Source organism: Candidatus Phytoplasma stylosanthis (genome assembly GCF_032886435.1).
Classification (GTDB): domain Bacteria; phylum Bacillota_I; class Bacilli_A; order Acholeplasmatales; family Acholeplasmataceae; genus Phytoplasma; species Phytoplasma stylosanthis.
The window spans coordinates 1-18,749 of record NZ_JAUZJP010000005.1 but is presented as its reverse complement, the minus strand read 5'-3'; the positions used below and the strand labels follow the sequence as shown (position 1 = coordinate 18,749).

Below are 18,749 nucleotides of genomic sequence, written 5' to 3'. Positions count from 1 at the left end.
GATTTTTATCTTTTAATGATTTATTAAGAGTTTTAATTCTGTCAATGATAGTTTGTTGTGAATTATTTGTGAGTTCTCCTAAATCAGTTTGAGTCAAAACATCTTTAAGGGAAAGAGTTGATTGACTGGGTGAAGTGTGTGATTTAAGATGGAAATGTACTTTCAATATTAAACTTCCATAATCTTTGGAGCTAACTAAAGCGGATTTTTCATCAACTGCCGAAATCTGAAGATTTTTATCTTTTAATGATTTATTAAGAGTTTTAATTCTGTCAATGATAGTTTGTTGTGAATTATTTGTGAGTTCTCCTAAATCAGTTTGAGTCAAAACATCTTTAAGGGAAAGAGTTGATTGACTTGTGATAGCGTTTATATTATTTATAAAAAATAAAATATATAAATAGAAAAAATAAATAAAATAATAAAAAAAATATTTGAAATTAATTGTTTTATAAATTTTATTTATTTCCATAATTATACAATTTAAGTCACTTTCTTTTAATTTATATTCAATTAAAATGATTAAAAAAAATATAACATAAAAATATAAAATTAATAGGAATAATAAAATAAAAATAAAAAATTTACAATAACTTCAAATTATTTAACTAAAGATGTTTAATTAACAAATATATAATACTTTTTTAATAAAGAACTATTATATATTGTTTAATTTTCTATCCTTTAATTTATTTTTTAAACAAAAAAATTATAAAAATTATACCTTATCTAAAATTAGAAAAGTGATATTTGATTATAACTTCTTATTTTCTTATAAATTTCTTGTATTCATTTTTGAATTATTTTTATTTTTTAAATTGATAATTTATAAATAAAAATATCATTTTTAGAAAATAAAAAGTTAAAAAATTTAAAAATAATATAATCTTAATAATTATAATATAAAAGAATTTTTTTTAGTCAAAATATAAAAAAATTAATGATTTTTTATTAATAAAGCAATTTCATTAATTTTATAGTTTATACAGTTTAAAGCATATTCCAATATTTCAAAAATAGTTCTTTTGTTAAAAATTTAAGTTAAATGATGTAATATAAACATGTTTAATATGTTATAATTTAGTAATATTAAAAAATGACTATGTAATTAATATTAATATTGTCAATTCAGATTAATTAAAGATTAATTTAGAATTTTTTTACTAATTTTTATTTTTTGTTTTATTTTTTAAATATTTTTTGATATTATCTATTAAATTAATAATATTTTAATTATAATCATAATAAAAATATGGAGGATTAAAAATTAAAAATTTATGATGAAATTAATACCAATAGGAATTTCTGGAAGACATGCACATTTATCTCAAAAAACACTAGATATTTTATTCGGAAGCAAAGATTATAAATTAACTTTTTTTAAAAATTTGAAACAAGAAGGACAATTTGCAGCTGAAGAAAAAATTAATGTTATGAGTTCTACAGGAAAAATTTTAGAAAAAGTTCGTGTTTTAGGGCCTACAAGAAATTTTGATCAGATAGAAATAAGTCAAAATGATAATTTAAAATATCAATTTAATTCTTGTATAAGAAGTTCAGGTAATATCGCTGGTTCATCTGGAGCTATTTTAATAGGTCCAAAAGGACAAGTAGAAATATCAGAAGGAGTAATTATAGCTGATAGACATATACATTTTTCTCCGGAAGATGCAGAAAATTTTAATGTAAAAGATAAACAAATAGTAAATATTAAAATAAAAGGTATAAAATCAGGTATTTTAGGCAATGTCTTATGTAGAGTAGATAAAACATTTAAGTTAGAATGTCATTTAGATACAGATGATGCATGCGCTTTTTTATTAAAAAATGGTGATCAAGCAGAATTAATTACAGAAATTTTGGTTTGATTAAAATAAACTTAAAAACAAGTATTTATATTTTCTTTTAATTAAAAAAAATATTATTTATTTTTAAAAATTAGATAAATAATTGATCTTGTATATGTAATATGTAAGATAACAAAAATAAATAATAGGAAAGAAATATTTATTAATATAAATTTTATATGTCTGAAAATATTAAAAAAAAAAATATTATAACAAAAAAAGAAGAATATGAAGTATTTACTGATCCTATTTATGAAAGTATATTTGTTAATCATACTTTGTTAAAAAGATTAATAAATACTCGTCCTATGCAAAGATTAAGAAAAATTAAACAATTGAGTTTAGTTAACATTGTTTTTCATTGCGCTGAACATTCTCGTTTTAATCATAGTTTAGGTGTTTATGAATTAGCAAGAAGATTTACAGAAATAAAAAAAAATGATTTAAAAAAAGTAAAATTTAGAAAAAGAGAAATATTACTTTTGCTAACTTCTGCTTTATTACATGATATAGGGCATGGCCCTTTTTCTCATTTATTTGAAAAAGTTTTAAAAACAAATCATGAATCACTAAGTGCTAAAATAATAGAAAAAAATGAAGAGATTCAAAAAATTCTAGATGATTATCAAGAAGATTATCAAGATAAAAATTTTAAAAAAGATTTAATTTCTATTATTAAGAAAAAAAATAATTTTCCTTTGATTGAAAAATTATTAGCTAGTCAATTAGATTTTGATCGGTTAGACTATTTAAAAAGAGACTCTTTTTTTGCTGGTATTAGTTATGGTTATATTGATGCTAATTATTTAATTAGAAGTATGGAAATATGTGGAAATGATATTGTTTTTAAAAAAAGCGCTATCCCTTCTATAGAAAACTATTTAATTAATCGTTACCATATGTATTGTAGAGTTTATTATAATGAAAAAGTTTTAGGTTATTCAGTTATTTTGGAAAAAATATTCGAAAGAATAAAGGAATTGTTAGATAATAAAGAATATACTTTTGAATTTGAAAATAATAATCTTTTGTATATTTTAAAAAAAATTTATTATAAACAAGATGATCCAAATTATACTTATTATTTTTTGGAAATGGATGATCATTATGTCAATAGTTTGATTATGTTTTTAAGTAAAGAAAAAGATACAATTTTAGTTAATCTGTGTAATGATTTTTTGAATCGTAATATTTGGTGTCATAGTGATGATGAAGAATTGGTTTTAATAAACAAAATGAAAGAAAAATTTCAATATAACGAAGAAGAAATAAAATATTATATTTATGATTATAAAAATCAAATAAAACCATTTGATATTTATAAAGAAAATATCGAAGAAATTAAGAATAGTCAAAAAAAAATACTTATTTATGATAAATCTAAAAAAATTAATCATCCTTTAGGAGAAGATAATAGAACAATTATCAAAAATTTAGGAAATTCAGAAATAAAACAAATAAAATTTAAATATTTTTATAGAGGAAAAATTGGCTTTTAAATATGTCTAAAAATAAACATATTTTTAAAAAAAAATATGGCCAAAATTTTTTAAATGATCTTAATTTAATGAATTTAATAATTAAAGAAACTAATTTAAAAAGAAAAAATGTTGTAGAAATAGGACCAGGCAAAGGAATTTTAACTCGATTAATATTAGATAAAGCTAAAAAAGTTTTAGCTTATGAAATCGATTATGATTTAAAATCTTTTTTAAATTTTGATTCAAATCTTCCAATTGATATTATTTACGATGATTTTTTATTACGTGATTTAGAAAAAGATTTAGAAAAATATTTTAAAGAAGAAGAAGTGATATTGGTTGGAAATTTACCTTATAACATAGCCGTTCCTATTTTATTGAAAGTTTTATTTAATAAAAAAATAAAAACTTTTACCATAATGATTCAAAAAGAGTTAGGATTAAGAATATTAAGCAAAAGTAAATCTAAAAATTATAATGCTTTAAGTGTTTTTGTTCAATCTTTGACAAAAATAACCAAAATCAAAATAGTAAAAAAAGGTATGTATTTTCCTAAACCTAAAGTAGATGGTATTATTTTAAAATTTGATAAATTATTTTTAGATAAAAAAGAGCAAAAATTTATTGAAACAGATTTTTATCAGTTTATTAGATTTTCTTTTAAACAAAAAAGAAAAAAATTAATAAATAATTTAAGTAAAAATTTTGAAATTAAAAAAAAAGAAGTTATCTGTTTTTTTAAAGAAAATAAAATTCCTTTAAATATTAGAGCAGAAGAAATAGATATTGAACAATTTAAAAAAATATCTTATCTTTTTTTAAATTTTTTGAGTTTAGTTAAAAAAGTTTGTATTTTATAATACAAAAATTTTATAATAAAAAAATTGATAATAAAATATGCTACTATAATTTATAGTAATGAATAAAAATAAAAATTTTAATTTGTTTATAAAATATAATAAAGGGAATAATAATATTACATGAAAATTACTTATGTAAGAACAAGTTTATACAATAATAAAATAAAATTAAAAGCTATTGCGTCTATAACATTAAATAATTGTTTTGTTATACACAATATAAAAATTATCGAGAATGAAAAAGGTATTTTAATTGCTATGCCGAGTACTAAAAATTCTAAAGGTGTTTATGTTGATATTGCACATCCAATCAACAAAGAAACAAGAGAAGTAATTGAAGAAAATATTAAAAATACTTATAAAAATATGATAAATAAAGAATATGCGAAGTTAGAAGTTGAAATAAATAAAAATGAAGAATCACAAAATTCTTTTTTAATAACTAATATTAAAATAAATTTATATCCAAACAGTAAGACTAGATTAAAAGGAAAAGCATCAATAACAATCGATAATTCTTTTGTGGTTCATAGTATTAAAATAATAGAAGGGGAAAATGGTTTTTTTATAGCAATGCCGAGTACTAAAAATTCTAAAGGTGTTTATGTTGATATTGCACATCCAATCAACAAAGAAACAAGAGAAGTAATAGAATCAAATATAATAAAAGATTTTTATAAAATTTTAGAAAATGAAAATAAAAATAATCATAAAATAAATAATTAAACATTTGATTTAATCAATTGAATTTTATTCATTTAATTAAAGAAGAAAGATAAATCATTTATTTATGAAGAATAATTTTGAAAAAAAAAATAATTATTTTTTTTATTATTTTTTAAAGATTATAAAACCAAAAAAATATATACACTATTTTTTTTGTGGAATTTTATTTTATTTTATATTTTTTATCCCAATTAATTTGGATTTAATATATATAAAAAATGAAAAATTAAAAAACTATATAAAAATATTATTAACATTAGGAATTATATTTTCAACAGGGTTTTCAGTTATAAAAGAAGGTTTTGTTAAAACATATAAAAATACTAAAAAAAATAAAAAAATAACACTAAATGTTAATATTTTAATGATTTTATCCGCCATGGGTTCTATATATTTAACAAATTTTAATGAAGCTATTTTATTGATTATTATTTTTAGCGGAGCTAATTTTTTAGAAGAATATATAGAAAATAAAAATCAAAAAGAAATCAAAGATATTTTAAAAATTATGCCTAAAAAAGCTAAATTATTGAAAAAAGATAATGATTTTCAATTTATAGATGTCAATAATTTAAAAATAGGTGATAAAGTTATAGTTTTAAACGGAGAACAAATTCCTTCTGATGGAATTATTATTTCTGGTTCCTCATCAATAGACGAATCTAATATAACAGGGGAAAGTCTTCCTGTTGATAAAAAAACAGGTGATAAAGTATTTGCGAGTAACATAAATTTAACTCAAACTTTAATAATAGAAATAACTGCAACTATAGACAAAACTGTTTTTTCTCAAATAATCCAATTAACTAGTGAAATTCAAAATAAATTATCTAAAAAAGCAACTTTTATAAAGAAAATAGAACCTATATATGTTAAAACAATTCTTTTAATCACGATCATTGCAATTTTTTTAAGTGGAATGTTATCATTATTATATCCGAATTTTTTATATTGGGAATTTAAAGATATTTTTTATAAAAGTATGGTTTTTTTAACTATTAGTTCTCCTTGTGCACTAGCAGTAGTAGATATTCCGGCTACTCTTTCTTGCATTTCTAATTTAGCTAAAAAAGGTGTTTTATTAAAAAATAGTCAATCATTAAGTATTTTTTCTGAAATTAAGGCAATTACTTTTGATAAAACAGGAACTTTAACTCAAGGAAAAATTGAAGTAAAAAATATTTTTTTCAATAGTCAAATACCAGAAGAAAAAAAAGTGAATTATTTAAATATTTTTTTGGCTATGGAAAAAGAATCAAATCATCCTATTTCTATTTCTGTCCAAAAATATTTTAAAAAAAAAATTAAATCACAAAATCATATAAAACTTAAAACTGTAAATATAATCGGGATTGGAATAGAAGCTCAAGATAATCAAAATAATAATTATAAAATAACTAAACATAATTATTTTTCAGAAGTTCCTTCAGAAATAAAAAATAAAACTGAAGAATTTTTAAATGACGGCAACACTGTTATTTATTTAATTCATAATAATAATGTTATTTTTATAATTGGTTTAAAAGATAAAGTACGTCCTGAAGCAAAAGAAATGATTAAATATTTTAAAGAAAAAAATATCACTACAATAATGTTAACAGGTGATAACCAACAATCAGCAAATAGCATTGGTTCTTATTTAGGTATGGATTTGATTCATTCTGATTGTTTACCTGAAGATAAAGTAAAATATATTAATGAACTTAAAAAAAAATATAATAATATAGCAATGGTAGGAGACGGAATTAATGATTCGCCGGCATTGGCTAATTCAGATGTTTCTATTACCTTAAAAGAAGGCAGCGATGTTAGTATTGATATTGCGGATATTGTTTTAATTAAAAATGATTTAAATAAAATAATTTATGTGTATAAAATTTCTCAAAAACTACAAAAAATAATATTACAAAATATTATATTATCTTTAGGAGTAATAATAATCTTTTCTGTATTTAATTGGTTTTTTAAATTGCCTTTAAATATAGCAGTTATTTTTCATGAAGGAAGCACTTTATTAGTAATATTAAATTGTTTAAGATTAAAAAACAATATCCAAGATAAATAATAAAAAATGATTTTATATTTTATAATTTTTATTTCATTTTCTGATTAAAAAATGATTTTTATAAGAATAATTGGTATTAAAAATAATAGATAGCAAATTTTTATTATCAAAGAATTAAAAAAATTATTTTTTCTTTTTCTTTGGTAATAAATAGTTATTATATATTATATTTATTACCAATTGATGAAACACCTTTTTGAAAAAAACTCTCTTTCTTTTTATTTGAAAAAATAATAAGTTAGAGAGTTTTTTTAAAAAATATAAATAAAAAAATAAAATTTGAACTAACAAATTTTAAAAATAAAAATAAAATAATTTTTTTATATAAACTTAAATTTATTTACTAATTCATTAATTATTTTAATAATTTTATAAGCTTTAATTCCATTACTAAAATCTTTTAAAGAATTAAAATATTCTAACAACTCTTCTAAACTAAAATTACTGCTAAAAAAAGTAATTAATTCATGTTCATAACGATAATTCAATAAAGGAAAAAAAATTTCATCACGGAATAAAGAAGTCATATTTTCAGAACCCAAATCATCTAAAATAAGAAAAGGTGTTTTTTTCAATAAATCAAGTTTTTTTTCCATTATATCATTATTAGACCAAATATTTTTAAATTGTCTTGTTAAATCTGGCATAAAAATGAATAATCCTAAAATTTTTTTTTGAATTAAATTTTTAAATAAATATTTCAACAAAAAAGTTTTTCCTGTTCCGATCGGGCCATATAAATAACAACCTTTTTTTATTTTAAAAAAATCTTGAATTATTTTTTGAATATGAATTAAAGCTTTATTTTTGTCATTTGTATCATTTCGAAATTTTTTTAATTCAATATTTTCTAAATTGAAACTTTGGTTAAATAAAAGATTTTTTTTATTTAATTTATTTTCAAAATTAATTTTTTGAGAGTAAGGAGTTTCTTTATAAAGAACTGAAATATAAGGATCTGTTTTTAAAATTAATTTATAACCTAATTCATTTATTTTATTTTTTTCTTGTAAATAATTATAAATCATAATAACATCTTCATCGTTTATTTTTAAATTTTTAGTTTCTTCGTTTTTTTTAATTAATTCTCTCATTTTTTTTAAATTTAACTCTTTATCATATGACATCATAATAATATTTAAAAAACCTTTTTTTAACTTTCGAATCCTAAATTTTTTCTTATATTATCTAACCATTTAGGAGGATTTTTAGTATTTAAATTGTTATTTTTATTAATTTTTTTGTCTTCTATTAAAAAATCATAAGCCGTTTCTGTTGAAATTATTCCTTTTTTTAACCATGAATCTAAAACAGTTTTAAAATAATTATAAGAAGTAGGAAATTTATCATCTATGTTTTTTTTATTAAAAATATACATAAATAAAGCATTAATTATTCCAATATCAACATTAGTTTGTTTAATAAGTTGAAAAGCTACATTATATAACTCAGAACAAATATAAACATTTTTAATAAAATTATTTATTATTCTATTAGGATGAGAATTTTTTAAATAAAAAATCATTTCATTTTCTTCACTATGAACATCTTCGATCTTGACACTAGTTATTTGTTTATTTTCTTTCAATATTTGTCTTCTTAAATGTATTTTTAATTTACTTAAATCTATATTACTTTCATTGTCATTACGAAAAACAGTTTGATATAAAAAAGCCATTTTTTCAGGTTTAATTTCATAAATAAAACCTAATTTAGTAATATATTCAATATTTTTGTATTCTAATAAAAAAGGTTTTTTAAATCTTTGTGATAATTTATGGATAAAAAGTTCATAATTAAAATATTTATAAAAAAAAGAAAATCTATTATTAAATTTATTTTTAGAAGAATTGAATAAATTTTTTGATATATTCATTTTTTTAAATTTAAAAATATCTGAGAATTTTTTACTAACATCTTCGTAATTTTCTAATTCAATATTTTCTTTATAAAAAAATAAATTTTGTAATTGAATATACATATTTTCTCCTACTTCACTCAATAAAAATTGACTTAAAATAGGTTCTTCAAAAAAATCATTATAATTTAAAGGTTTCTTTAAAAAATAAATGGTTTCTTTTTTTAAATTTTGAAAAGTAGATAATAAATTAACTGCTTCTAATTTGTCTTTATATTGTAAGAAAAATATTTCATCAATATTTAACAAATCAAAAAGAAATTGATGATTATAAAAAAAATCATCATTTTTATTTTGTTTGCTTTGACTTAAAAAATAAAAAGCATTATAAAGACTAAAAGGACCTTTTCCGATTAAAGGTTGATAAAGTAAATTTAAAATTTTTTGTTCTTGATTTGAAAAAAAATCATCACTTTGAATCTTAAAGCGATATAAAGAAAACAAAAAAATCACCCCTTTTTTTAAATTATTAAAAAATTAACTAATAATTTTTTGACATTTTAAACAAAAATAGGAACTTCTACCTTCTATTTTTTTCTTTTGGATAGGATAATTACACAAAGAACAATTTTTTTTATCTTTTTTATAAACTAATAATTTTTTTTGAAAATGACCTTTTTGTCCTAAAGCTTCAAAACTACTAAAAGAAGAACCGCCATACTGAATGGCTCGCTTTAAAACTTTTTTAGATATTTTGAGAATAGATTGAATATGTTGAAAAGTTAAATTATTAGAAAATGTTTCAGGATGAATTTTAGATAAAAATAAAATTTCACTGGCATAAATATTTCCTATTCCTGAAATAATTCTCTGATTTAATAAAATTTTTTTTATAAAAATTTTTTTTTTATTCACTTGATTGAAAAAATCATAAGCATTTATTAAAAAAGGATCTAGAGCTATTTTATTTAAACCGCTTTCTTCTAAATAATTTTTTTTTTTATACAAAGAAAAACTACCAAATTTACGAAAATCATAATAACGAAAAACTTTTTCACTTGCTAATAAAATACGAAAATTTTCATGTTTATGAATTTGGTCGCATTCTTTCAAAGAATTAATATATACTTTTCCTTCCATTCGAAAATGTCCCACCAAAACCCAATCTTGATCTAAAAAAAATATCAAAAATTTACCTTTTCTTTGAATATCTAAAATTTTTTTTCCTTTTATATTTTCTAAAGAATACGAACTTTTAAATGAAGGTGGATAAAAAACATTTATTTTTTTTATAGTTTCTCCGATTATTTTTTTTCTTAAAATACGAATCGTAACTTCTACTTCTGGTAATTCAGGCATTTTTTTTATTGAACCTTTTAGATTTTTTCATTATTTAAATTATTTTAAATATATGAATAGTGTATATATGGTTAAAAAATAAAAAAACCATCAAAAAAGATAGTTTTAAAATATTTTTTTTAAAAATAAAGATTTAAATTATTTTTCTTGTTCTTGCACTTGTTGAAATTTATCAATTATTAAAGTATATTTTTGATTCAAATGATTCGAAATATCTAATTTACTTTTCAAAATTTTAATAATTTGTTTTGGTTGTAAAAAAAATTCTGGGTTATCTTCGTCAATATGACTAAATTTAATAATTGCTTCTTTTAGAAGATACTCATTATTTTCAAAAAAAAAACGTAATTCTTGCGCAAACCATTCTCTTTTTTTCTTTTTACTTAATTTTGTTTCAATGTATCTATTTTGAACTTCAATATTAAAATTATTTAATGAAATAAAATTTCCCCATTTTTCAGATAATTCATTAAAAGATTTTTGAAAACTCATAATAAAATAAACTCTCTTTTTTTAATGTTATTTTTTAGATAAAAATTATAACTAACATTATTAATTATACCTAATTAATATATATATATTCCCAAAACTTTTTTAATAATATTTAAAATTTTATGTTTTTAAAATAATAGGAATTATAATAGGATTTCTTAAAGTTAATTCATAAATCTTAGGTGTAACAAAATCAATTATACTTTTTTTTAAATCATTTTTATCTATTTTATCAATTTTATGCAAATAATTTTGAATATATTTTTTAATATCTAAAGAAATTTTTTTCATTAATTCTTTATTGCTTTTCATATAAATAAAGCCACGAGAAAAAATCATTGGCAAGTTTAAAATTTTTTTATATTTAAAATTTAAACTTATAATAATAGAAAATAAACCCTCTTCACTTAAAATTTTTCTTTCTTTTAAAATAGAACTATCAATATTTTCTGTTCCTGAATCATCGATATAAATACTTTTTGCTTCTATTTTATTTATCTTAGTAATTGATTGTTCGTTAATTCTCATAACTTCTCCATTATCTAAAATAAAAATATTTTCTGGGTTTATTTGACATTCAATTGCTAATTTTTTATGAGCCATTAACATTATATATTCTCCATGAACAGGAATAAAAAATTTAGGTTTTATTAAATTAATTAATAATTTTAAATCATTTTGACTTGCATGTCCGGAAGTATGGGTATTTACTACTGCTCCATGAGTAATAACTTCAATATCCATTTTTAAAAGTAGATCTAAAATTTTATTGATGCTATCTTGATTACCAGGAATTGGAGAAGAAGAAAAAATAACTGTATCTTTTTGCAAAAGTTTAATTTGACGATGAATACCTTGAGCCATTCTACTAAGAGCGGCCAGAGGTTCACCTTGTGAACCAGTGCAAATTAAAGTGATATTGACATATTTATCGATATCATTTCCGCTAACAATAATACCTTTCGGGATCTTTAAATAATTATTTTTAATTCCTGTTTCAATAGATTTTTCCATACTTCTGCCAAAAATAGCTATTTTTCTTCCTGTCAAAATACTAGCCTCAATAATTTGTTTTATACGATAAAAATTAGAAGCAAAAGTAACTATTATAATTCGTCCTTTTATTTTATAAAAAAGTTGATTAATAGTTTTTCCGATTTCACTTTCTGATTGAATATTTCCTTTTTTTTGAGAATTAGTTGAATCAGAAAAAAGACATAAAACATTTTTTTTACTTAATTCTAATAATTTATCATATTCTGCCAATGGTCCTACTGGTGTATGATCGATTTTAAAATCTCCTGTATAAAAAAGAATTCTATTTTGATTATTTAAAACAATTCCGAAACTATCAGGAATAGAATGGTTCATTCTTATAAAAGAAATTTCTGTTTGATCAAATTGGAATTTAGAATCATGAAAATATTTAGTCATCTTTTGAATGTATTTATTTAATTTATGTTCTATTAATTTAACTTCAATTAAATTAAAAGCAATACCTGATACAAAAATTTGAGGAATTTTTATTTTTTTTAATAAAAATGGAATACCTCCTATATGATCTTCATGTCCATGAGTAATAAAAAGGGCTACAATTCTTTCTTCATTTTTTAATAGATATTCATAATTAGGAATAACATAATTAATTCCTAAAAAAGAATCACCAAAAAAAGAAATACCTGCATCGATAATAAATATTTGTTTTTGAATTTCAAAAACATACATATTTTTTCCAATTTCGCCTAATCCGCCTAAAGCATAAAAAAATATATCTTTTTCTTTAGATACAAAATTTATATTAGATATTTGTTGTTCCATTAATTCAATTTCCTTATTGTTTTTTTTAGTCAATGGTTATTAAAGCAGGTATAATAATTGGTTTTTTTTTAGTTATTTTAAAAATTAATTTACTTAATTCTTCTCTTAAATAATTTTTATTAAAATCACTCCATTTAGTTTTTTTATCATTTATTAAAAATTCTTGAATTAGTTTATAAAAAATATTTTTTAATTCATCAATAATGGAATAAGTTTTTGTTTTATCTAAAAAACCTTTGCTAATAAACTCTATATTTCCAAGAATTTTTTTTAATCTTAAACTAATGTTACAAGCAATTATAATAACACCATCATTAGCTAATAATTCTCTATCTTTTATTATATAACTATTCCCTTCTAATACAGGTGTTCCATCAATTAAAAATTCTCCTATTTTTTTGAAAAAATTTCTTTGAATATAAGGTAAATGATTAGAATTAAAAACCCAATTGTCTCCATTTTCTAACATGAAAATAGAACTTTCTAAATAATTAAAATTTTTAGCAATTTTTTTAATTTGATATTGATGTCTATGTTCTCCTGCTAATGGTAAAATATACTTAGGTTGTAATAAATGTAATATTAATTTAAAATTTTCTTCATAATTATGAGGAGCTAAAAATAAATCTTTTACTAAAATATCAACAATAAAACCTTTTCTTGCTAAAGCATCTAATGTTTTATTTTGGATTTTATCAATACCAGTTATTTCCACAGATAATAATAAAATTTTATCTTTTGGATTTAATCTTATTAAACGATCTGTTTGTTTACACATTCTTTGTAATCTGTATAATGATTCAAAACGTTTTCCAACTATAATAACAACTATTTTTTTGTATTTTAAATAATCTTTTAAACTTTTTAAATTAATTAAAAAATTACTAGGTATTTTTAAATAACCTTTTTTTAAAGCAATATCTACAATATATTCATTTTTTTTACCTAATAAAGCTACTTTTAGATTAAATTCAATTGCAATATCAATTACTAATTGAATTTTTAATAAATCTGGAATAAGAAAAGAAATAATAACATTATTTTCAATACTAGCAAAATAACTACTTAAAGAATGTTCTAAAATTTCTTCTTTTTGTTGTTTGTTAACATTAAAAGCTCCTTGAGAACCGATCATTAGTGCTAAAACTTTTTTTTTATTATTTAATTTAGCTAAAGATAAATAGTTAGTTTGAAATTTTTTATCTTTAGATTGTAAAGAATGTATTTTGCTAATATAAACAATATAACCTTCTTCAATTTCAAAAGATAAACCTAAAGTTTCTGGCAAAAAACTAGCTATACCAAAAAAAGAAATTTTTGTATCTTTAAAATCAATTAAAGAATTTTCATTTACTATTTTAAAGTCTACTTCTGATAAGTTAGAATATTTTTGTTTTTCTAAATTTATTTTTAAAATATCTATGATAAAACTAGAACTATAAATAGGAACTTTGAAATGTTGAATTAAATAAGGCAAAGAACCAGAATGAGTTTCTAAAGCTGAAGTTATAAAAATTCCTTTTATTTTTTGTTTAACATTTTCTAAAAAAGTATATTCAGGAATAATTGAATCAACACCACATATAGTAGAGACATTAGGGTATTTTAAACCTGTATCTAAAACAAAATAAGAAGATTTAATTTTTAACAAATATAAATTCTTTCCATTTTCGCCTATCCCACCCAATACAGAAAAGCTAACATCTCGCATATTAAAAAACTCCTTTCTTGTTTTTAAAAATAAAACATAAATATAAATATAATATAAAAATGATATAATCACTAATTATTAAAATAAAATATAAATAAAATATAATTTTAAGAAAGAAAATTAAAAAAATGTTAAAATACCCTTTTATTAAAAAAAAAGAAGAAATTAAAATAATAAATAAAAGTAGGCTAGGAAGTTCTTTAGAAAGAGATATTAATTTAACAAATCTTTTTTACAAAGAAAATAATATAGCTTTAATTTTTAAAAATGAAATACCTATTAAAGTAGTTAAAGTTGAATACCTCCAAAGACAAAAAGCTAAAATAGTAGAAGCATATTATAATTTAAAGTCATTACCTGATTACCAAGGTCTTTATAAAGGAAGATATATATGTTTTGATGTTAAAGAAACCAACGACAAAAATAATTTTTTTCTAAGCAATATTCCTCAACATCAAATAAATAATTTAAATAAAATAAAAAAATTTAATGGAATTTCTTTTTTTATTATCCATTTTAAAAAACATAATAAATATTTTTATCTTCCTATAGAATTTTTAAATGATTATATAAAAAATAATGAAAATAAAAAAATTAATTTTAAAATATTTGAAGAAAAATTATATCAAATTCCTTTTTCTTATTATCCTAGAATAAATTATATCGAAATAGTAAATTTATTCTTATAAATAAAAAATAATAAATTAAAATAATTTTATTCTAAATAAAAAAATTCAATATTTTCTCTAAAAAAGAATTCCATAAAATATAAAATAAATCCTATAATAGTATTGGTTATTAAAACTGAAAAAAAGTAATATAAGAAAACCATAACACCACTATAACTTAATCCAAAAAAATTTTTTTTATGGATGATATCATAAAAGTTATCTACTTTATAGAAAAAAAATACAAATAAAAAATAAGAAAAAATTTGCATAATAGAAATTATTAACAAACTATTAAAAATATCTTTCTTTTGAAATATTTTTTTATTTTTTTTATTAATAGGAAGAAAAAAAAAACCTGTTAAAGAACAAGATAAATAAGGTATTGTAAATAAAAATAAAAAAATACCTATCATAAATAAAACATTATTATTAAAAGAAATTTTATTATGTTCCTTAAATAAACTATGTTTATGAAAACTACCTAAACTTTCTAAAATAATATGAAGACAAACATATAACAAGTTAGAAAAAAAACTATACTTAAAACCAAAAAAAAACCCTATTAGAATAAGTGGTAATAAATCTAATTTTAAAAAAGAGTTTTGGCATTCTAGTTTTAAAATTTGAGTATATAAAATTTCTATAATAAAAGAAAATGTTAAAAAAAAAGAGATAACGATAATTTTTTTTAAAAAAAATTTTTTCATCATTTTAATTTATTTTTTCATGCCCTTCTTTAAGTGGTAATGAATTTATGTAAAATTTATAAAGTATATAAAAATATGAATTAGTATAAAAATAAATATTAAAATAAATTATTTAAGTATTTTTTTAAACTTAAAATTGATTTAACTTCTTAAAATATTATAACAAAATAAATTAATTAATAAAAATAAATCTTATTTAGATATAAAAAAATTTAAACTTTTATTAATTTTTTATATATTATTTTATAAAATATTTCAGATCTAACAAATAATGTTGAAATTTTTTTTAATTTTTATTTATTTTTAAATTTAAATATTTTTTTATATTTACAAGATTTAAATTTTAAAATTTATTTTTAAAAAAAATTAATTATAAATAATTTGATTTTTAAAATTTTATTTTTTTATATAAAAATGAATAATAATTATTCGATAAAATAACATATAAAAATTATTTTTTTCAATAATAAATAATAATAATCAAAATAAAAAATTTAAACAAACAAATAATAAAAATAATAGAAAATTATGTAATATAATTTTTACTTTTTTTCATTTAAAAAATTTTATTTTTTTTACTGTAAAAAGAAAAATAAAAAAATATTTATATGATTAAGAAATAAATTTTTAAAATATTTGTTATGATTTTCAATAATCATATAACAAATCAGTTTAAAAAGAGTAATTATTTTACTTTTTATATAAACTGATTCGTTATTAGATCAATTTTGTGTCACAAAATATCAATATTATCAATATTACAAATAAGATTTTGATTAATATTTTTTAAGTCATATGTTTTATCATTTTCATCACATAATTTTATATTTTGTTCTTTTTCTTGTTCTGATTTAAAGCTTTCGATTTCTTCTTTTTTTGTTTTTTCAATTTTTTCTTTTTCTGGTTCCAGTTGATTAATTTTATTTACTTTTTCTTGGTTTTTTACTTTTTCTTGTTCTAGTTGATTAATTATTTTTGCTTGTTCTGTTTTAAGGTTTTCTATTTTTTCTTCTTCTGATTTAAGTTTCTTAATTGTTTTTTCTTGTTCTTCTTTAAGGTTTTCTATTTGTCCTAATAACTTTTTATATGAAAAATGTTTATCAATTTTATAATTTAATTCTTTATTTTCGATTTTTTGGGATTTTATTTCGACTATTTCTCTTTTAAAATATTCATTCATCTTTTTTAATTCTTCTTGCATATCAATTTTATTATTTTTTAAATATTTTTTAAATTTCAAATCATGTTTATATTGAAAATACATAATTAAAAAAATAAAAAATAAGGAGGTAATTTTAATGATAAAATTGAGAATTCTATATTCAGTATGTTCTTTAAAATAAAAATAATGCATTTTTATTAAATTCCTTTCTAATAATAAAACTTTTTTGTTTTTCTATTAATTTTCTAATATCTAAAAATAAATTTTTAAAACAAAAGAAAATTAAACTTTAAAAATTATAACACTTTTGTAAATAAAAAATGATTATTTTAAATAAATTTAAAAAATTTATTAAAATAATACTATAATAATCTTAAAATAATCCTAAACAAGAGTTTTGAAATATAAAAAAAGATTAATAATAAAAGATAAAAAATTTAAAATATTTTAGCAATTACAAAAAATAGAAAAAAGAAAAAAATAAAATATGAAAATAATACATTCTTTACTGATGCTTAAAACACAAAAATATCTACCACCTTTAACTTTATCATTTGGCGATTTTGATAGGTTCCATTTAGTACACCAAAAAAATTTTAAAAATTAATTTCTTTTCGTGATACTAAAAGTGATTTAATTAATTTTTAACCTAATTCCAAATTTTTTTAGTAAAGGACAAAAAATTCTAACTTCTTTGCCTCAAAAAATTACTTTTTATAAAATTCTACAACTTAATTATATTTTTGTATATTATTGGAATAAATATTTGGATATTTTAACAAAAAGAAACTTTTATCCCAATATTAAAAAAACAATTTTAAAAGAATTTTAATTACTAAAGAAACTCGTTTCGGCGCACTTGCCCGCTTCGCACTGCGCCCCAAAAGTATTACAATTAATAAATCTGTTAATTATGTTCAAGATCAACTTTCTTAGTTGATCTTTTTTTTTTTAAAAGAAATAAAAAAAGATTTCTTATTCTTATTTTTTCTAATTTATTTTGGCAAAGGGATAATATGGAAAGAAAAGTTTTATTTTTACTTTTTTTAAAAAATAAAAAAAATATGCAGGCACGTTCTCGATTAATTGGACTTCATTATCCATTGGTTCATAAAATAGTGCAAAAATTTAACTATTATCCTCGCGTTTTAACTAAAGAAGATTTATTTCAAGAGAAGGATTGTTAGGTTTAATGCGCACTGCTCTCCATTCACTACACAACAAATAAAGAGGTTACATTGGTAAAATGGAATAAAATATAAAATTAAAATTGTTTTATTAATATGATACTACACAGCCAGCAGGTTCAAAGTATTATTTCTTGTTCTTTAAAATTTTGATATGACAAAATACTTAACTAACTAAAGAATTTTTAATTTTTAATTTAAATTAACTTTATAGTATATAGTATCACAAAAGAAAAAATTACTTCAATATTTTTAAAATTTTTAAAAATAAAGTTTTTTTATTTTAATTTTGTTTAAAAATAAAGTTTTTTATTTATTTTATGAAATATAAAAAAATACTTATTTAAGGTTATTTTTATATATAAAATGGTTCCTATAATGTATATTATGTAAACCATTTATTATTAAATTTAATTTCTATTAAAAAATTAAAAATATTTAAAAAAATAATTTAAAATCAATAATTTAAAAATTCGCACTGCTCATCATTCAATACACAACAAAATTAAGAGGTTGCATTGGTAAAATGGAATAAAAAATAAATAAAAGAATTAATAATAGAGACCAATTTTAAAATTGGTCTTTTTTTTGTTTTTTAAAAAAAAATAACCCTTTCAATAAAAAAATATGGAAGGAAGAAAAATGATAAAAAAGGCATTTTTAAAAAAAGCTAAAACAAGAGAAACAGAAAAGTTACTTACTCTTTTTTTAAAAGACAAAAAAAATCTTAAACTCAGAGATAAAATTATTAAAAATTATGAAGAATTTGTTTGGAAAATGGTACATAGTTTTCAATATTATCCTA

At 18.8% G+C, this 18,749-nt stretch carries 16 protein-coding genes and 1 pseudogene; 8 read left to right on the top strand and 9 right to left on the bottom strand.

The genetic code is table 11. The features are described 5' to 3' along the window. Window positions 1-472 (bottom strand): hypothetical protein (locus Q8777_RS01360; protein ID WP_318676466.1); only part of this gene is annotated, 472 nt, incomplete at its 3' end. An 805-nt stretch (window positions 473-1,277) separates the two neighbouring features. Here Q8777_RS01360 and pduL point away from each other — a divergent pair. The 6 genes and pseudogenes from pduL to Q8777_RS01330 all read left to right on the top strand — a co-directional run bounded on the left by pduL (window position 1,278) and on the right by Q8777_RS01330 (window position 6,979). Then, a complete protein-coding gene (gene pduL / locus Q8777_RS01355; RefSeq protein ID WP_318676465.1) occupies window positions 1,278-1,868 on the top strand; it encodes a phosphate propanoyltransferase in 591 nt (196 codons plus the stop codon). A gap of 158 nt (window positions 1,869-2,026) precedes the next feature. Then, window positions 2,027-3,346, top strand: a complete 1,320-nt coding sequence (locus Q8777_RS01350) for an HD domain-containing protein (protein ID WP_318676464.1) — start codon at window positions 2,027-2,029, stop codon at window positions 3,344-3,346. A gap of 2 nt (window positions 3,347-3,348) precedes the next feature. Further along, window positions 3,349-4,188: a 16S rRNA (adenine(1518)-N(6)/adenine(1519)-N(6))-dimethyltransferase RsmA gene (rsmA, locus tag Q8777_RS01345; protein WP_318676463.1), complete on the top strand. Its 840-nt coding sequence runs from the start codon at window positions 3,349-3,351 to the stop codon at window positions 4,186-4,188. A gap of 120 nt (window positions 4,189-4,308) precedes the next feature. Next, window positions 4,309-4,563 (top strand): annotated as a pseudogene (locus Q8777_RS01340) (SpoVG family protein); the annotation flags it as partial. A 63-nt stretch (window positions 4,564-4,626) separates the two neighbouring features. Further along, window positions 4,627-4,914 (top strand): SpoVG family protein, encoded by a 288-nt coding sequence (locus tag Q8777_RS01335; RefSeq protein ID WP_318676482.1) that lies wholly within the window; start codon window positions 4,627-4,629, stop codon window positions 4,912-4,914. Window positions 4,915-4,978: 64 nt separating this feature from the next. Further along, window positions 4,979-6,979: a heavy metal translocating P-type ATPase gene (locus Q8777_RS01330; protein WP_318676462.1), complete on the top strand. Its 2,001-nt coding sequence runs from the start codon at window positions 4,979-4,981 to the stop codon at window positions 6,977-6,979. A gap of 320 nt (window positions 6,980-7,299) precedes the next feature. Here the strand turns inward: Q8777_RS01330 and Q8777_RS01325 are convergent, their stop codons facing one another. From Q8777_RS01325 to Q8777_RS01300, 6 genes are all read right to left on the bottom strand, one after another. Continuing rightward, window positions 7,300-8,109, bottom strand: a complete 810-nt coding sequence (locus Q8777_RS01325; RefSeq protein WP_318676460.1) for an ATP-binding protein — start codon at window positions 8,107-8,109, stop codon at window positions 7,300-7,302. Between the two features lie 23 nt (window positions 8,110-8,132). Next, a complete protein-coding gene (locus Q8777_RS01320) occupies window positions 8,133-9,350 on the bottom strand; it encodes a DnaD domain protein (RefSeq protein WP_318676459.1) in 1,218 nt (405 codons plus the stop codon). 24 nt (window positions 9,351-9,374) lie between these two features. Continuing rightward, window positions 9,375-10,196, bottom strand: coding sequence for a DNA-formamidopyrimidine glycosylase (gene mutM, locus Q8777_RS01315; protein ID WP_318676458.1), 822 nt, complete (start codon window positions 10,194-10,196; stop codon window positions 9,375-9,377). 138 nt (window positions 10,197-10,334) lie between these two features. Beyond that, window positions 10,335-10,688 (bottom strand): hypothetical protein, encoded by a 354-nt coding sequence (locus tag Q8777_RS01310; protein ID WP_318676457.1) that lies wholly within the window; start codon window positions 10,686-10,688, stop codon window positions 10,335-10,337. 120 nt (window positions 10,689-10,808) lie between these two features. Then, window positions 10,809-12,506 carry a ribonuclease J gene (locus Q8777_RS01305; protein WP_318676456.1) on the bottom strand — a complete coding sequence of 566 codons (1,698 nt, stop codon included), beginning with the start codon at window positions 12,504-12,506 and terminating at the stop codon, window positions 10,809-10,811. 25 nt (window positions 12,507-12,531) lie between these two features. Continuing rightward, the gene (locus tag Q8777_RS01300) at window positions 12,532-14,217 is read right to left on the bottom strand and encodes a ribonuclease J (protein WP_318676455.1); all 1,686 of its coding nucleotides are present in this window, start codon (window positions 14,215-14,217) and stop codon (window positions 12,532-12,534) included. Window positions 14,218-14,345: 128 nt separating this feature from the next. Here Q8777_RS01300 and recU point away from each other — a divergent pair, with 128 nt between their 5' ends. Further along, complete coding sequence (recU, locus tag Q8777_RS01295) at window positions 14,346-14,906, top strand: Holliday junction resolvase RecU (protein WP_318676454.1); 561 nt, start codon at window positions 14,346-14,348, stop codon at window positions 14,904-14,906. A 26-nt stretch (window positions 14,907-14,932) separates the two neighbouring features. Here the strand turns inward: recU and Q8777_RS01290 are convergent, their stop codons facing one another. Both Q8777_RS01290 and Q8777_RS01285 read right to left on the bottom strand, forming a co-directional pair. After that, window positions 14,933-15,598, bottom strand: coding sequence for a hypothetical protein (locus Q8777_RS01290; protein ID WP_318676453.1), 666 nt, complete (start codon window positions 15,596-15,598; stop codon window positions 14,933-14,935). 730 nt (window positions 15,599-16,328) lie between these two features. After that, window positions 16,329-16,949 carry a hypothetical protein gene (locus tag Q8777_RS01285; protein ID WP_318676450.1) on the bottom strand — a complete coding sequence of 207 codons (621 nt, stop codon included), beginning with the start codon at window positions 16,947-16,949 and terminating at the stop codon, window positions 16,329-16,331. Between the two features lie 824 nt (window positions 16,950-17,773). Between Q8777_RS01285 and Q8777_RS01280 the strand changes: the two genes are divergently transcribed. After that, entirely contained in the window at window positions 17,774-17,944 is a 171-nt protein-coding gene (locus tag Q8777_RS01280) for a hypothetical protein (protein ID WP_318676449.1), read from the top strand. The last annotated feature ends 805 nt before the right edge of the window (window positions 17,945-18,749 follow it).

Bases quoted from the DNA above. Each gene is read 5' to 3' on its own strand.
- pduL (WP_318676465.1), top strand. From the start codon at position 1,278: ATGATGAAATTAATACCAATAGGAATTTCTGGAAGACATGCACATTTA.
- Q8777_RS01350 (WP_318676464.1), top strand. From the start codon at position 2,027: ATGTCTGAAAATATTAAAAAAAAAAATATTATAACAAAAAAAGAAGAA.
- rsmA (WP_318676463.1), top strand. From the start codon at position 3,349: ATGTCTAAAAATAAACATATTTTTAAAAAAAAATATGGCCAAAATTTT.
- Q8777_RS01330 (WP_318676462.1), top strand. From the start codon at position 4,979: ATGAAGAATAATTTTGAAAAAAAAAATAATTATTTTTTTTATTATTTT.
- Q8777_RS01325 (WP_318676460.1), bottom strand. From the start codon at position 8,109: ATGATGTCATATGATAAAGAGTTAAATTTAAAAAAAATGAGAGAATTA.
- mutM (WP_318676458.1), bottom strand. From the start codon at position 10,196: ATGCCTGAATTACCAGAAGTAGAAGTTACGATTCGTATTTTAAGAAAA.
- Q8777_RS01310 (WP_318676457.1), bottom strand. From the start codon at position 10,688: ATGAGTTTTCAAAAATCTTTTAATGAATTATCTGAAAAATGGGGAAAT.
- Q8777_RS01305 (WP_318676456.1), bottom strand. From the start codon at position 12,506: ATGGAACAACAAATATCTAATATAAATTTTGTATCTAAAGAAAAAGAT.
- Q8777_RS01300 (WP_318676455.1), bottom strand. From the start codon at position 14,217: ATGCGAGATGTTAGCTTTTCTGTATTGGGTGGGATAGGCGAAAATGGA.
- recU (WP_318676454.1), top strand. From the start codon at position 14,346: ATGTTAAAATACCCTTTTATTAAAAAAAAAGAAGAAATTAAAATAATA.
- Q8777_RS01290 (WP_318676453.1), bottom strand. From the start codon at position 15,598: ATGATGAAAAAATTTTTTTTAAAAAAAATTATCGTTATCTCTTTTTTT.
- Q8777_RS01285 (WP_318676450.1), bottom strand. From the start codon at position 16,949: ATGCATTATTTTTATTTTAAAGAACATACTGAATATAGAATTCTCAAT.
- Q8777_RS01280 (WP_318676449.1), top strand. From the start codon at position 17,774: ATGGAAAGAAAAGTTTTATTTTTACTTTTTTTAAAAAATAAAAAAAAT.